The sequence below is a fragment of the Rickettsiella endosymbiont of Rhagonycha lignosa genome, from assembly GCF_964031165.1.
Taxonomy (GTDB): Bacteria; Pseudomonadota; Gammaproteobacteria; order Diplorickettsiales; family Diplorickettsiaceae; genus Aquirickettsiella.
Genome location: NZ_OZ035011.1, coordinates 1,076,751 through 1,092,129 on the forward strand (window position 1 = coordinate 1,076,751; position 15,379 = coordinate 1,092,129).

The following is a 15,379-nucleotide window of genomic DNA, read 5'->3' on the forward strand; positions in this document are numbered from 1 at the left end:
ATTTATTTCTGTTAAGGGGCTTCCATGCTGGTTTTTTACTGGTATGATAGCCCCACTAGCTTTGTTACACAAAGCCTGTTTTACAATAATAACAATTTGGAGTCCTTATCATGAAATTGAAACAAGCCCTCATCATCGGTTTAAGCAGCGCGATTTTAGCTATCCCAGCTATCGCAGCTGAATCAGCCACCGATCTGAATAGCTTACCAGCTGCTAATAGCAACCAGCCAGCTGCTATAACACCTGCTAGAAAGGAAGCTGTACATCATCGAAAAGGTCACAAAAAAATCTCCATGGAAAAAAAAATAGACCCTAAACAAGAAAAAGGAAACACTAAATTGGATGAGCTAAACACGCTTAACTCCGATAATACAACAGGAACAGATCAAACAGAAAAAGACTCCGTAAAGTCTTAATCTCGTTAAAAAAATAAAAGGTCGATATATTATCGGCCTTTTTTTATAATCTATTCTTCGCAATAAATTTTTTCCCGCCGACATTAACCTGGAATTAATATCTCTGCACTGCTGCATACTCGACCGATACGAGGAAAGATGTGTTGGAAGCTCCCGTCATGCTGAACTTTGTTTTGAGCGCTGCAAATATCTTCCACCAATACCAGCTCAAACCCTAGTTCCCAGGCGTTGCGCGCGGTAGACTCCACGCCAATATTCGTGGAGATACCTCCTAGCACGATGGTTTGAATACCGCGCCGACGTAACTGCATTTCCAAATCAGTACCGTAAAATGCGCCCCATTGACGTTTGATAATGCGGATATCACTATCCTGCGCCTTCAGGGTCAGTGGGATATTCCACCAATTGTCAGGCAGCGGCCCGCTACGAGGACTATCTACCAGTTGTTTCGGGGCTTCAGCGAAATCCGCCGACCAACCCACACGCACCAGAAATACCAGTGCGGATGCAGCACGAAAACGTTGAGCGAGAGTTGCAGCGCGTTCAAGCACCTGCTTAGCGCTGTGGGGACCGCCAGCGAAGGGTAGTATTCCTTCCTGCAAATCGATTAATACCAAAGCAGAACGAATAGGATCAAGCTTAAGCATGCAATCTCCGAGAGTCAGTAATTTCCACGCCGGAAATACACAGCCGGTCGACAAAGCTATGTTACTCCATGCCAGCCGTTATGTCAGCACAGCATAATTAAACCTGCATATGCACATCTTATTAGTAAGTACAATAATTTATATCAGTTCGAAACTCTCAACGATTAATTGCAAAGATTTTCGGCCCTGATAATAGTTAACACCTATACGATAGCGAACATTGATGCGTTCCGCACGGTGATTAGGCCATTGACTTAGGCTGACATTAAATGCAATAGCATCAATTTGTTTACCCGCAACTTGACTCGCTAAGCTCATCTTTAAATGTTTGTCACCTACCAACCGTTGTGCAAGTAATAGAAAACAACCTTCAAATAAAGGTTCCGGAAAATCTTGACCCCATGGACCCGCGTCATAACGTAACAGCTCAGCCAGTTCTAAAGTTAACTCCTGCTGAGTTAATTCACCATCGGTATAACAAGTAGCCTGTAAAATATCGGGTCGTAATTGTAGCTCACATTCTAGTTGAAAAATCTTAACAAACTCCTCAAAAGAATCTTTTTTCAAACTCAAACCTGCTGCCATTGCATGTCCTCCAAATTTATTAATCAAATGCGGATGACGCGTTGCAATAGTTTCTAATAGATCACGAATATGTAAGCCGGTGATAGAACGTGCTGAACCTTTTAATTCATCGGCTTGATGACCCTCTGCAAAAATAATCGTCGGTCTATGCAAACGTTCAGTTAGACGCGAAGCCAATAAACCGATGACACCTTGATGCCAACGACTGTCATATAAACAAATGCCTTTTTCCAAAGGTTTTTTCTCGAGCAATGTTTCTAAAATAGCGAAAGCTTCTTGTTTCATGGTCGCTTCGATGGTGCGACGTTCTTCATTTAATTGACTGAGTTGTAACGCGAGCTCATGCGCACGATTGCGATCAGTTTCTAACAAACAAGCAATTCCTAACGACATATCAGCCAGACGACCCGCAGCATTTAAACGGGGTGCGATACTAAACGATAAATCGCTCGCCACTAGATATTCAACTTCACGTTTCGCCAATTTAAGTAAGGCATAAATCCCAGGTCGGGCTTTACCGGCTTTAATCCATTGCAAACCCTGCATGACTAATAATCGATTATTACGATCCAAGCTCACTAAATCAGCTACTGTTCCTAATGCCACCAAATCCAAAAACTGCAGCATATTCGGTATAACTGTTTTATTTTTTTCAAACCAAGCTTGGTTACGTAAATAATGCCTGAGTGCCAACATCACATAAAAAATAACACCGACACCCGCTAAATTTTTACTCGGAAATGGATCGCCTCTTTGCTGCGGATTAACAATGGCATCTGCAATCGGCAAACTAGCTGCTGGCAAATGGTGATCGGTAATGATTACTTTTAATCCAGCAGTTTTGGCGGCGATGACACCTTCATGACTCGAGATACCATTATCAACGGTTATAATCACATCAGGTTTTTTCGTACGTAAAGCGAGTTCAACTATCTCTGGTGTTAAGCCATAACCATATTCAAAACGATTCGGCACTAAAAAATCCACTTGCTGCGCGCCAAAACAACGTAAGGCACTCACCGCTAAAGCACTACTGGTTGCACCATCACTATCAAAATCACCGACGATTAGCAAACGCTGTTGTTGCATCACTGCTTCACCCAAACATTGTGCTGCTACTTCGATGCCGGTTAACGACTGGAAATGTAATAAACTTGACAGGCGATAATCCAACTCCTCGACAGATTGGATGCCTCGTGCTGCATACACACGCTGTAAAACCGGATGTAAATGATTTAAATTTTCAACTAAATTGAATTCGCGTCGTAGGATGGTTTTATTCATGATGTTAATAGCTGAATCCCTAAACTTAGTTTGGCGCTATAAAGTGTATTTGCGTGCTTGCCTATAAAATTATTCACTTTTTTCAGCTGAATCTGTCGCTTTGATCATTCGCATCACGTTTTCGATTGAGTCATAGCGGCAGTCAGGGCGTAAACGATCAATGTAAAGCTCAGCATTTAAATGACCGATTTCATGTTGGATCAAACGGGCTAAAAATCCCCGTGCTACACCATTTATTTCCTTACCTTCAGGTGTGTAAGCAGTGTAATGAATTTCGTTATAACGATATACCTCTCCCATTTTATCCGGTACTGAAAAACACCCTTCCCAATCTTTATTCTCGCCAGCAGCTTCCACTGGCGTATACGATGGATTAATTAAAACCGTAGGTGGCACCACATCATAAACGTCTTTACGTCTCGCTTTTGCGGATTCAGGGACTTGAATAATAATAATCCGCAGTGCATGACCCACTTGTGGCGCTGCCAATCCTGCTGGATTGCCTAAAGGACTTTTTAGATCATTAAAAAAAATTCGAAAGTCTTGAATAAATTGTTGGGTTTCGCTATCGAGTGGAAACTTAATCGCTTTAGCCGGCGTTCTTAATACACTATGTTCAGGGCTATCCAATGTGACTAATTGCAATGCTTGATGAGATGACGCAGACGTCTTATTTAAATTATTTGTCATTGTTTCAGTACCCGAATAACTAGAAAGTAGGAAATAACTCAAGCTTAAGTAGGCAATGAGTATGAATATCTTTATCATAGTGTATAATTTAACGTATAAATTTTTAACTTGATAGTCTGTTATGGAATTAAATCTCGATACTGGCGAAGGGCATTATCAGATACGTGCTTATGCTAAAGATTTTATTCAAGTTAATGATAAAAAAATCCGGCATAGTCTTATTATCATGCCGAATCAGTTGATAGATCCTTGGCCCCCGCACTGTATTGCAGATTTAACCACAGATAATTTACAAACCATTGTCGATCTGCATCCAAGTATTGTATTACTCGGTAGCGGCGAAAACTTAGCGTTTCCAGACCCTGCTGTATTAAATATGTTTTATCAACAGAAAATTGGCATTGAAGTCATGAATAATGGCGCTGCCTGCCGTACCTACACGGTGCTCATGTCTGAGGGACGAAAAGTAGCCGCTGCTTTGTTGATAGCGCAATAAATTTTTTGCATGGCTTCATCTCGACGCTAAATTTCTCGATGCACAATATTTTTGTTACTTACTAGTAGACTACTCCTTCGAAAACGCCCTACAACAAAACCCGACTACTCCAATACTCGCTCTCATAGTGTTTTTTGCATTCTCCCTAGTCGGGCTTTTAAAAAAACTAATAGTCGTTCCCGCAACGCCGATTAAAGCAGTGGCAGCTGCTCCGTATAATGCTCCATCTGCAGTATGCGGGGAATTCCGGGCGCAGCGTTCAACTGAATAGGAATTAGTCTCAGTAATGCACGGTTCTGATTGTAGTGCGTACACATATCCACAGCCGGCACCCAAGGCTACGCCCACTAACGCACCAATAGAAATATTGACTGTCAATGCTCTTGCCCACCAGGCTATCGTCACTAATGTTTTTTTAAATTCAGAAATTAATGCTGCACTGGGTGTCCCTTCTTGTACCGGTGTTGCAGAATAGGTTTGTGGCATATTTTTTCCTTTTTTTAGTTTAATTGGCTGGTATATCCTGATGGAAATTAACTTTCCAAATAAAAATTCATTATTTATGATAGTTTTAATTCTTGAGAGAGTGCAGTAGGTGTTATAACTGGATTTTGTTCACGGTAAGTAAACATCGGCCCGTACTTTAATTTATTGTTACTGTGAAAATCTTTGCCACTGTCAATAAAGTTTTCTGCTGCTTTTTCTTCAAGCAGAGTTGGTGTTAAATTTTCATCAACCTCTTTAAACTTACTGTTAATTTTCTCATCTAATTGATTAGCTTTCTCACCTAATTTCTTCAACCCAGAAATAGTTTTCTCCAACTGCGCATATTGTTTATTTTCGGCTTTGATTTCAGCAGAGCTAAATAAATCTCGCATTCCCAAATACGTTGCGTAGACGAAACTGTTTAATGCGATAGGTCCAACCATAATCAAAGCAAAGATATTTTCTAAAGTAAACAGTACTGAAATAGGAGCTAATACCATAACAGTCGTGGGGCCCATCAAAAATAATACCAAAATCAGTCCATATAAAGCTAACCCTACAAAGGAAATTTTTGCAGAATATCGAAAAATTTTATTCCATGTTTCTTTATTCTTTTGTTTTCTGGAATGTGCGGGATGATTCTGCTTTTCTTGCTCTAATACTTGTATTTGATCGTTTAAACTGAGCTGCTCAAAGTCAAGATTTCCTTGAGCAAAAAGTTTAGGCGAAAAGCATTTAATCGCATTATTAAGTTTAATGGATATTTCTTTAGATAAATCATTTTTTTCAGCAGCTAATTGGTTTAATTCAAGCAGAATTTTGTGAAAATGATCATAATGTTTATTTTGATTTTTTATTTTATCCGAACAAAATAAATCTCGTATCCATACATAAGTGTTAAATAAAGCCCAGGGAAGAAAACCAGTTCCTATTGATACAAATAGCACTAAACTCAAAATACTTAAAATAAAAATTGGCAGGGTTACAACGGTCACAAACATTGTACTAAAATTAAAAATACAAAGACTAGCCACAAGGATCACGAATAGAAAAAACGCAAAATTCTGCAATTTTTCTTCATCTTTTTTTCTTCGGATGTAAGCTGGAAGATTTTCGATTTGTTTATTTAATAGCTTTATTTTATTGGCTAAATTTTCTTCAAACTCTGTTAATTTTTGTTTAGTTTGCGACATAAATTCCCTTTAAGTTGAAACTTTATTCATTAAAGTTTAACATAGATTATTCAGTTTTTATTTAATCTACTTAACAAAGTTATAATTTAAAATTCTCTTTAATTATTTTTTAAATAGATATACATTACCTATTCATGCTAGAGCCATTACTATTTCCTAGCTTAATATCCTTCTCCTTTGCGGTTTCTTCTACTTTGAAAATTTTATATATGTAATTATTTCCATTCGCTGCATTTTTGCTTATCGAACTATCTGCACTGGTAAAAATTGGTGAAGGAGCCCTATTCGGATTTGGTTGAACAGTATTTGTATTTCCTGTGATAGAATTCAATTTCTTCATTATAGCCGTAAACAAACGAGAAATTCCCGTTATCTCAATCAAATTAGGAAGTATCATTAGCATAAAAGCTGATGCAATTAGTAGACCCGCTGTTGCAAGCATAATCCCTACGCCTGGCACAGCAGTCAACGGGGCAACCAATATGAAAGCAATCATACCCACTACTAAAAATCGGGATATATCTTTGGCGCTAATGAAATTACTCATAATTTTCAAATTCTTATTCTTATAATAGATAATGTCTGTTTATATATTTATTTAATAACAAGAACAATAATATAATACAAAGCTTTAGAAAAGCTTAAGCATATAAAAATTTATTTTTATATGCTTAGCACACTACCAACATTAAAAATAAATCTGTCATGGTGAGGTCGTACTAAAAAATATTCTGCTAAGCACCTAGCATTAGATAGGTGCTGGCAGATCATTCGTGAATTGTTCATTATTGGTAGGAAGCACTGGGTCGCGACCGTACACATCATCCCAAAAATGTAATACATCATTTTTATCCACCCAAGCAGTAATATATGTCAGGTGTATGGGTATCGGTGTTTTTAAATTGATCACCGTGGTACGTCCCGACTCTAAAGCTGCTTCAATACGCGGTCCCGCTTGCTGCAATGCAGGATCAAGCTCTTCTAATGCTTCAAGAAATTCAAACGGATCCTCTAAGCGCACACAGCCCGAACTGAATAAACGCCGTTCTGCATCAAATAAATTTTTTGCTGGTGTATCATGAAGATACACGAGATGTGGGTTAGCAAATTCAAATTTAATTTGTCCCAAAGAATTATGTGGCCCTGGATCCTGACGTAAAATATAACGTCCAGGATTTTTTTTCACGGCTAACCAATCCACGGCTTGTGGATTTAATTCTTTATTTGGTTGATTCGCCGCAAATACTCGAATGTGGCTACGACTTAAATAATTTGGATCACGCATCGCTTTAGGAATAACATCTCTGCGCGCAATTCCAGGGGGCACAGTCCAATAAGGATTTAATATGATACGGGTGACATGAGAATTAATCTCTGGTGTTGGTCTAGAGGGTTTCCCCACTATCACTCGGGCGGTCAAAATGGCATGATGATCTTTAATTAACCGCAAACGATGATCCGGTACATTAATCCAAATATAAGCAGGATTGGCTAAAGCAATCAGCCGCGACCAACGTTGTAAATTGAATTGAATTTGATGTAAACGTTCCGCCGCTGAAACATTCAGCGCTTGTCGTGTCGATGCACCTACGACACCATCATCGTTTAACCCATGACGTTCTTGAAACGAAGCAACAGCCTCTTCAACTTGCTCATCAAAATCATTCGCATTAGCGCCCCCTGTGCAAGCACTTTCTGCTAAATCCTCACTCGCACACAAACGCTGACGCAACACAACTACGGCGGGGTCTTGCATGCCCACCGACAACACATCCTTAGTCTGTATACGCGGCCAAGGGTGTTGTGCAGCCTGTTGATAAAATTCTAATTTCTTTTCCAAACGTAAATAGGCTGGAATAGATGAAGGCTGAGAATCAGTTTGCGCATACGCGAATGTAGCAAAAGAGAATAGGCTAAGCACCAAACCCACTTTAATTTTTTTTTGTTGTAAGCAACGCATTTTATTATCTTTTTTCATCATAATGATTTACCACATACCCCTCGACAATTTCTTGAAACTGTTGGACGATATTATCACCACGCAAGGTAGCAATTTTACGCCCATCGGCAAAGACCGGCGCAATGGGATGTTCACCGGTACCTGGTAAACTAATGCCAATATTTGCATGTTTACTTTCTCCCGGACCATTCACAATACATCCCATGACGGCTAAAGATAAATTTTCTACACCATGGTATTGTTGTGACCAAACCGGCATACGTTCTTTAATATAGGCCTCGACCTGCTTGGCTAATTCTTGGAAATAACTACTGGTAGTACGTCCGCAGCCAGGACATGCTGACACTGAAGGCATAAAGGCTCGCAAGCCCATCGATTGTAAAATTTGCTGACAGACAAGCACCTCGCGACTTCGATCGCCCCCCGGTTCAGGTGTTAATGAGGCCCGAATCGTGTCGCCGATACCTTCTTGTAATAAAACTGCCAAAGCTGCTGTAGTGGCAACTATCCCTTTGGAGCCCATCCCTGCTTCGGTTAAACCTAAATGAATCGCATACGAACAGCGCGCTGCTAAATTACGATGGATGGCAATTAAATCCTGCACGCGACTTACCTTACACGATAAAACGATTAGGCTCGCTGGCATACCCATTTTTTCAGCCAGCTCAGCGCTCAATAATGCTGATAATACTAAGGTCTCTTGCAGTACTTCCGCTGCAGAACGTGGATGCGCTAATTGGGCATTTTTATCCATCTGGCGTGCGCTCAAATCCTGGTCCAGGCTACCCCAATTCACACCTATCCGCACCGGCTTATTATACTTCAGTGCAACTTCTATCATCTGCGTGAATTGGGCATCGCGTTTCTCACCATAACCCACATTCCCAGGATTAATACGGTATTTATCCAAGGCTTCAGCACAGTCTGGATAAGCCTTCAATAAACGGTGGCCATTGTAATGGAAATCTCCGACGATCGGCACAGAATAGCCTGCTTCACGGACTCTATCGCGGATAAAAGGCACTTGCTGGGCGGCTAGCTCGGTGTTGACGGTAATTCGGACTAATTCTGAACCTGATTGAGCTAATTCAATGATTTGCTGGGCGGTGGCTGAAGCATCTTCGGTATCGGTATTGGTCATGGATTGCACGACGATAGGCGCCCCGCCGCCGAGCAGAACTGAACCTACTTGAACGGGAGTGCTGATACGACGTAGAATCGGAGATGGGAGTTCAGATTCAGCCATAGCTTAGTAACTTCCTTTATTTTTTAAGTACGGATGAAAATAACAATCTATTGCGGTATACTCTAGCACATTATGAAGTCAAGTGAACATACTAAAACAAGTCTAAAGACAAGGGAGATGGTTATGAAAACTCACTTACAAACACTTTATCAATCCCTACCCATCAACAGCACCGATGCCTATATTGCGCGGTTAAAACAAATCCCGGTATTAAGTGCTGAGGAAGAAACGGAACTCGCCGAACGCTATTATCACTATCAAGACCTAGTCGCTGCTAAAAAGCTTATTATTGCCAACCTACGTTTCGTCGTACATATTGCACAAACGTATATGGGCTACGGTCTTGCACTCGCGGATCTGATTCAAGAAGGAAATATTGGTTTAATGAAAGCGGTTAAACGTTTTGACCCTAAAGTCGGCGTACGCCTGATCTCATTCGCTGTACATTGGATCAAAGCAGAAATTCAAGAATATATCTTACGTAACTGGCGTATCGTCAAAATAGCCACCACGAAAGCGCAGCGTAAATTATTTTTTAATTTACGTAAAATGAAAACCCATTTAGGTTGGTTTAATCAAAAAGAGATCGAAGCCGTGGCACGCGATCTCGGTGTCAAACCAGAAACCGTGCGCGAAATGGAGTCGCGTTTGGCCTCTAACGATATGAGTTTAGATGTCAGTAGCGATGAAAATAACGATTCTAAAACCACGAGCTATCCATTAATCGATATGCATTTCGAAGATAATCGTTACGATCCAGCCCGTTTACTGGAAGCCAGTGACACCATTGAGTCCAGCCAAGATCATTTACATAAAGCGCTGGCCAAACTAGACGAAAGAGAACAAACCATTATCAGGGATCGTTGGCTCACCGAACCTAAAATTACCTTGCAAGAATTAGCCAATCGCTATCAAGTATCGGCTGAACGCGTGCGTCAACTCGAGCAAAAAGCGATTAAAGAGCTACGTCATGCGATCGAGGAGCAAGCGGCATGAAATCTTTTGATAGAGATTTTGTCAGTGTTATTGATAAATTTCTAAGCGCTTTCGATAAACGACATCCTGAGAAATCCGCTTCTCAAGAAAAAGAAATTGAACAATACCAAGTACTGATGACGAAACGCGATATAAAAAACTGATACACACGCTTGAATATACTCACAGCAATTGCATTTTTGACAATGCGCCGGGAGAATGAAGCAACCTTCGTTTATTCAAGATACATGAGGATTGCGAATTGAGCGACAACACAGACAAAAATTTAAGTGCAAAGAGTGTACCTATGTTTCTCGAAATTGAACTCAAACTCAGCATTGCTCCCGAAGATGTTAAGTTATTACTAATACATCCTTTATTACAGCTCGCCTCCACCCAAGCTATTTCAGTAGAGCAACTCATCAGCCGCTATTTTGATACCTCAGATCTTGCTTTATGGCAACAAGGCCTATCGATGCGCGTTCGTGAAGCCGGTGGGCGCACCATACAAACCTTAAAAACAACCGGTGAACAAATCGGCGATCTACAACATCGGCATGAATGGGATCAACCGGTGACGCAAGACATGCCGAATATCCAACAATTTACCGATCCAAGCCTAATAGCCAAACTGCAAACTATCCTAGGCAACAAGCATTTGTTAGAATTATTTCATACTGACTTTCAACGCAGCTCATGGAACTTAAAAACAGAAAATGGAACGCAAATCGAATTAGTTTTAGATCAAGGTTTGGTCAAAACCGCAAACAAACAAGCCGTTTTACATGAAATTGAGCTGGAATTAAAACATGGCGATAGTCAAGAACTGTATAAAATAGCCGAATTTCTCAAACAAAGCATTCCGCTTAGCGTAGAAACGCGTAGTAAGGCAGAACGGGGCTATTTGCTCTATAATGACAATAAAATGTCATCCAATTATGTATAGTTAATCACCCCTAATTAGAGTAATATCACCACAACTTAACAAGAACTTTATTGTATGTTAGAAAACACAACCTCGCACAAAAGCCAAAGAGAAAAACTCATTCTAATAGAAGGAGTCACCGAAACTGGCGAAAAATTCAGGCCTAGTGACTGGGCTGAACGTATGTGCGGTTGTTTAGCTAGTTTTACTAACCGACGTATGGTGTACTCTCCACAACTGCGACCTATGATCGATCAAGAAAGTCGCACCAAATGCCTCGTTCTCGATCCCAAGCTCAAAGAAACTAATCCCGATATTTTTGAGTGTATTATGAAATTTGCCGGTGAAAATCGCTTAAAAATCCACGAATCTTATACCGAGTCTGAAGATTAAATCCCACATCAAAATATCGTTGTAGACAATTCTGATATGGGAAGTATGCTGATTAATTTATATTTTTAGTGTCTGTTCACTTTGATTTTCATCTGTAGCTTTAATAGAATCCTTTTTGGAAAAAAATCCATTAAAATTTTGACATCCCGATAGATCTGAATCATTATTTTGAATTGGGATATTCATATTTCTATTCATACTCATATAGGGATTTTCCAAAAAATTTTTAAAATCCTTAAATAATTTTTTTAAAATTTCATCCTCATTTTTATCAGCCTCGAGGTGAAGAACCAAAGTTTTAAATACCTCATAAGCTAACTTATCTTGAAAATCATCTAGTACGTAAGGATTAGTAATTGTTTTTTTAATAGCATCGCCAAAATTACTTAAAATAATCTTGTTAAAGATTTCCTCATCACTTAAGGGTATCGCTGGTAAAGGTCTAGTAGTTGCACTTTTAACATCAGTTACTTTTGTAACTTCAAAAACTCCATTTTTTTTATTATTTGCTTTTGATTGTTCATTAGAAGAAGAATTTAGAATATTTAAGCTACGCATTGAACTGATATTCATATAATCTGGATAAGATATAGAATTTCCTTCCAAATTATCTTCTTTTAAATTTTTAATTGAATAGTTACTTATAAAATATGGATCTAATTTAGCAACCCCGCCAAAAATTTGGGGATCTACTGGTCCCTTATTCTTTTTATTAGAAAATTTCTTACTCACTCCTCTTTTCAAGGTATCAAAAATTCCATCTTCTTTTTTACTAGTATTCAATGTTGCTTTATTTTTATTATTGTTTGGCATTTGTTTTCACTCAGTAATGATTATCGCCAAACATCTTAGCTAAAAATAATTAAATAAAGATTAATAATAAATTTAGATTTTCTTAAATCACCCTGCGTAACTAACTTTTATTATTTAATTTTTCTTTAATAAAACACTTATAAACTAAGTTTTTTATGAGAGTAAAATAAAATGTCAAAATCTAATAAAAATCTTTTAATTTCAGAATTGAAAGAAGTTATTGAAGAATTAAAAAATCAAGTAACTGATTCAAGTTTTATTCATTGCAGAAAAGAGTTTTATAATTATTTATATTTACTTAAAAATAATATTATTGATGTAATCACCTCCTTAAGAGACACATTAAAAGAATTATTTCAATTACAAACCTATTCTGGAAAACAAATTATTGGCGATTCGGCGGCATTTAGCGAAAAAGCCAATAAATTTTTGTTAAACAATTTAGCAGAATTAAAAAAATTCAAAGGGGTAATTTTTTATGGTTTTACTGGCGAAGGAGCGAATGGTGTGGTTGCTGAATTAATTGAAAAAAAAATATTATCTACCGAAAAAATTATTGCTAATATCGTTGCGAATGAAAGCCTAGCCGTTATAGAAAAATATCAATGTCGATACAGTGAAAAAATACAAAATTTTTTAATTGTTGATGATGGCAATGGTGGTTGCCAATTTGGGGATGATATCAATCTTTCGGATCCATTAGCTGAAGAATTAATTTGTTTAGAAGGTGGCGTCATTTCCTTTGGACAAATCCTAAATACTTTAATCCAACATGAAGAACCACACATAATAATTTACACTGGATTACGTAACAAAGATAACATAGGCTTTGAACGAACCTTGTTTTCTGCTAGTGAATTATTTTTAACCTTGCAACAAGCCAAACAAAATAATCGACTGGAAAATAGCGATCAGTTTGAAAGTATCTTAACAGATTATCTTAAATATCATCGTTTAAATCCACATAACAACGATGACAACGAATTAAAACAAAAACAAATTCAAGTTTATTTTGAAAAATTTAAACAACTAGAAAAAACAACACAACAACACATAATGGATAAAATTAAATCAATTCAATCCATTAATTATTCGCAAGCCCTTTTTCATGAAAAAAAATTAAGCAATTGCAATTTTCTAACAGAAACTCAATTTTTTCTAACAAATGTACAGAAAGGGAGTATTCAATCAGAAGTTGTTCCATGTCAAAGTTTAAAAAATCATTGAAAGAGACAAACAGAGCGTAAGCTACAACCACAACAAATCGGTTTGGTTTTTCGACAATGCTGTTTTGCATGTATAACGATTAAGGCATGATATTGTTTATACAGATCAACATTTTTTGGTAATTGCGTTTCAAATAGCTCTCGGCAGTATTCATACTTCTCCTGACCTTGTATCAAGTCTAAGCGTTGCAATAAACGCCGCGTGTAGGCATCGATCACGAACACCGGCCGATTGAAGGCATACAGTAAAATATCATCCGCCGTTTCAGGTCCTATACCCTGCACTTTGAGTAATTGATTGCGTAGCTCCCGGGTGCTTAATTTATCTAAACTCGCATAAGCACCCTGTGCTAAATACCAATGACAATAATTTTGCACGCGTTGGGTCTTAATCCGAAAATAACCACTGGGCTTTAAACAGATTTCTAAATCGGTGCTGGATAAACTTTGTATCGCTTCGGCAGTTAAAGGTGCTTGTTGTTTTAAAAGCAGCAAAGCTTTCTCAACATTCGACCAATGGGTATTTTGCGTGAGTATCGCGCCCAGCATGACCTCGAAGGGGCCGTCTGCCGGCCACCATTGCTGGCGGCCGTACATAGTCAGCAGTTTTTTATAGATACTGAGTAATTTTTCTTCGGTCACTGCTATCACTTAAAAAGTGATTATTCTACACAGAATACTTCCATAAACGAACATTTAAAACTACCGGGCTATAAATAGCCATTATATTAATTGGCTCTAAAGGTCTTCAATTCTAAACAGGTATTAGTCTCTAACAAATTATTATCTTCAGTATTTACATGTGTTAAAGCTTCGATTTCAGGCTGAGTTATATAATTATTTCTAGATATAGAGTTATCTTTAAAAAAAATACTACTTACTTTATGAGTAGCGTATTTGCTGGCTTTGAAAAAAGCTCCGCTGCTTAACGTACTCAATAAGGGCATCATCACTGCTTGAAAACCTTTTCCTACAAATGCATCACTTAAAAGATTGAATAGCATGTTTGGATTTAGATAAATAGTATAAATAGCGATCGGTATTAAAATATTTAATATTTTATTTTGAATTTTTTCTGAAAATATTTCTAGCACTTGCGCAATGAGTAAACTCCAATAATTTATTCCTAAATAAAAAGCAAAGCTCAGCCCTACATCCTCTATACCTACAGATACTGCGCTGCCAACTACTAATGAATTCATCAGAGCACTACCCATCGCCAAAGAGATAGGTTGTAAGCCAATAAAAATAAGATTCGGTAAATAAGAATACTGTTCTTTATTTCGTTGTGCTACTTCTTCCCAAGCACCTGCTAAAACACCGCTGAATAAGGCGGATATCGGCATAGCGATAGTAATCGCCAAATTTTGCTGAGGATAAGGAATTAATCCAGTTTTATTTGGTTTGGATTGAGTATTATAGCTTTCAAAAATATCCTTAATTTTTTGAAATTCTATGGCATTACAGCTTTTTTCTGCTAGCATCAATGGAGATTTGCCATCTTTATTAGTACTTATTTTTGCAGCTTTTTCTAAAAGCAACTTTAAGTATTGAGTGCTGCGCTTGCCATAATAATAAAGAAAATGTAACAGCGTATTTCCAGAATTTTCATCGCGAAAATTAACATTTGCACCGTTTTCAATTAAGGTTTTAAACTCAGCTAAATTATCGGCATAAATTGTAAATATGAGCTCACGACCCATTGCATTCGCATCCGCATCAGTAAGGTTATTTTTATTCGTTGGCATGTATTTCTCGCAACTAAAAATTAAAAGACTTATTAACTAGCCGAGAATCATAGGTAGCGAATCTTAAGGATTTCTTAAACCTGTTCTAGTATTAAAAAAATTGATAACAATTTAAATTTTAATAAGTTAGAATCTATCGAAGAAAGACCACGCTTTATGAATTAACGTGAAGCCATGCACCGGAAAGACTTAAGAATAGGCTCGCCATAACAATGATTTTTACTATTTGATATCTATGCATTCACTTCGCAACGAGTGAATTTTTTCTACATATAAAATATTTATTATATTCTTAT

18 protein-coding genes are annotated in these 15,379 nt (G+C 37.9%); 7 read left to right on the forward strand and 11 right to left on the reverse strand.

The features are described from left to right. Positions 1 to 110: 110 nt before the first annotated feature. Entirely contained in the window at positions 111 to 416 is a 306-nt protein-coding gene (locus AAHI99_RS04850) for a hypothetical protein (protein ID WP_342227174.1), read from the forward strand. Positions 417 to 499: 83 nt separating this feature from the next. Here the strand turns inward: AAHI99_RS04850 and AAHI99_RS04855 are convergent, their stop codons facing one another. The 3 genes from AAHI99_RS04855 to AAHI99_RS04865 form a co-directional block, all read right to left on the reverse strand. Beyond that, positions 500 to 1,063, reverse strand: a complete 564-nt coding sequence (locus tag AAHI99_RS04855; protein WP_342227175.1) for a hydrolase — start codon at positions 1,061 to 1,063, stop codon at positions 500 to 502. A gap of 138 nt (positions 1,064 to 1,201) precedes the next feature. Next, entirely contained in the window at positions 1,202 to 2,932 is a 1,731-nt protein-coding gene (gene recJ, locus AAHI99_RS04860) for a single-stranded-DNA-specific exonuclease RecJ (RefSeq protein ID WP_342227176.1), read from the reverse strand. A 69-nt stretch (positions 2,933 to 3,001) separates the two neighbouring features. Next, positions 3,002 to 3,622 carry a peptide deformylase gene (locus AAHI99_RS04865; RefSeq protein WP_342227177.1) on the reverse strand — a complete coding sequence of 207 codons (621 nt, stop codon included), beginning with the start codon at positions 3,620 to 3,622 and terminating at the stop codon, positions 3,002 to 3,004. Positions 3,623 to 3,743: 121 nt separating this feature from the next. Between AAHI99_RS04865 and AAHI99_RS04870 the strand changes: the two genes are divergently transcribed. Continuing rightward, positions 3,744 to 4,118: an Mth938-like domain-containing protein gene (locus AAHI99_RS04870; RefSeq protein ID WP_342227178.1), complete on the forward strand. Its 375-nt coding sequence runs from the start codon at positions 3,744 to 3,746 to the stop codon at positions 4,116 to 4,118. Between the two features lie 69 nt (positions 4,119 to 4,187). On the opposite strand, the gene AAHI99_RS04875 is transcribed toward AAHI99_RS04870, so the two are convergent. The 5 genes from AAHI99_RS04875 to ispG all read right to left on the reverse strand — a co-directional run bounded on the left by AAHI99_RS04875 (position 4,188) and on the right by ispG (position 9,003). Further along, on the reverse strand, positions 4,188 to 4,604 hold the full coding sequence (locus AAHI99_RS04875) for a hypothetical protein (RefSeq protein WP_342227179.1): 417 nt from the start codon (positions 4,602 to 4,604) through the stop codon (positions 4,188 to 4,190). 74 nt (positions 4,605 to 4,678) lie between these two features. Further along, on the reverse strand, positions 4,679 to 5,797 hold the full coding sequence (locus tag AAHI99_RS04880) for a hypothetical protein (protein WP_342227180.1): 1,119 nt from the start codon (positions 5,795 to 5,797) through the stop codon (positions 4,679 to 4,681). 124 nt (positions 5,798 to 5,921) lie between these two features. Continuing rightward, a complete protein-coding gene (locus tag AAHI99_RS04885; protein ID WP_342227181.1) occupies positions 5,922 to 6,344 on the reverse strand; it encodes a hypothetical protein in 423 nt (140 codons plus the stop codon). A 201-nt stretch (positions 6,345 to 6,545) separates the two neighbouring features. Then, positions 6,546 to 7,778 (reverse strand): L,D-transpeptidase family protein, encoded by a 1,233-nt coding sequence (locus tag AAHI99_RS04890; protein WP_342227182.1) that lies wholly within the window; start codon positions 7,776 to 7,778, stop codon positions 6,546 to 6,548. Then, on the reverse strand, positions 7,762 to 9,003 hold the full coding sequence (ispG, locus tag AAHI99_RS04895) for a flavodoxin-dependent (E)-4-hydroxy-3-methylbut-2-enyl-diphosphate synthase (RefSeq protein WP_342227183.1): 1,242 nt from the start codon (positions 9,001 to 9,003) through the stop codon (positions 7,762 to 7,764). Before ispG ends, AAHI99_RS04890 begins: the two co-directional genes overlap by 17 nt. Positions 9,004 to 9,126: 123 nt before the next feature. Between ispG and rpoH the strand changes: the two genes are divergently transcribed. From rpoH to AAHI99_RS04915, 4 genes are all read left to right on the forward strand, one after another. Next, a complete protein-coding gene (gene rpoH, locus AAHI99_RS04900) occupies positions 9,127 to 9,999 on the forward strand; it encodes an RNA polymerase sigma factor RpoH (RefSeq protein WP_342227184.1) in 873 nt (290 codons plus the stop codon). Further along, on the forward strand, positions 9,996 to 10,142 hold the full coding sequence (locus tag AAHI99_RS04905) for a CBU_0585 family protein (protein WP_342227185.1): 147 nt from the start codon (positions 9,996 to 9,998) through the stop codon (positions 10,140 to 10,142). Before rpoH ends, AAHI99_RS04905 begins: the two co-directional genes overlap by 4 nt. A 98-nt stretch (positions 10,143 to 10,240) precedes the next feature. Then, entirely contained in the window at positions 10,241 to 10,924 is a 684-nt protein-coding gene (locus tag AAHI99_RS04910; protein ID WP_342227186.1) for a CYTH domain-containing protein, read from the forward strand. A gap of 54 nt (positions 10,925 to 10,978) precedes the next feature. Next, complete coding sequence (locus tag AAHI99_RS04915) at positions 10,979 to 11,296, forward strand: DUF3579 domain-containing protein (protein ID WP_342227187.1); 318 nt, start codon at positions 10,979 to 10,981, stop codon at positions 11,294 to 11,296. 57 nt (positions 11,297 to 11,353) lie between these two features. Here AAHI99_RS04915 and AAHI99_RS04920 read toward each other — a convergent pair whose 3' ends face one another. Continuing rightward, the gene (locus tag AAHI99_RS04920; RefSeq protein ID WP_342227188.1) at positions 11,354 to 12,109 is read right to left on the reverse strand and encodes a hypothetical protein; all 756 of its coding nucleotides are present in this window, start codon (positions 12,107 to 12,109) and stop codon (positions 11,354 to 11,356) included. Between the two features lie 171 nt (positions 12,110 to 12,280). Here AAHI99_RS04920 and AAHI99_RS04925 point away from each other — a divergent pair, with 171 nt between their 5' ends. Then, positions 12,281 to 13,336 (forward strand): hypothetical protein, encoded by a 1,056-nt coding sequence (locus AAHI99_RS04925; protein WP_342227189.1) that lies wholly within the window; start codon positions 12,281 to 12,283, stop codon positions 13,334 to 13,336. Here the strand turns inward: AAHI99_RS04925 and AAHI99_RS04930 are convergent. Together AAHI99_RS04930 and AAHI99_RS04935 are read right to left on the reverse strand one after the other, a co-directional pair. Further along, positions 13,330 to 13,977: an endonuclease gene (locus AAHI99_RS04930; RefSeq protein WP_342227190.1), complete on the reverse strand. Its 648-nt coding sequence runs from the start codon at positions 13,975 to 13,977 to the stop codon at positions 13,330 to 13,332. The genes AAHI99_RS04925 and AAHI99_RS04930 overlap by 7 nt on opposite strands. An 86-nt stretch (positions 13,978 to 14,063) precedes the next feature. Then, positions 14,064 to 15,083 (reverse strand): ankyrin repeat domain-containing protein, encoded by a 1,020-nt coding sequence (locus AAHI99_RS04935; RefSeq protein WP_342227191.1) that lies wholly within the window; start codon positions 15,081 to 15,083, stop codon positions 14,064 to 14,066. Between the last annotated feature and the right edge of the window lie 296 nt (positions 15,084 to 15,379).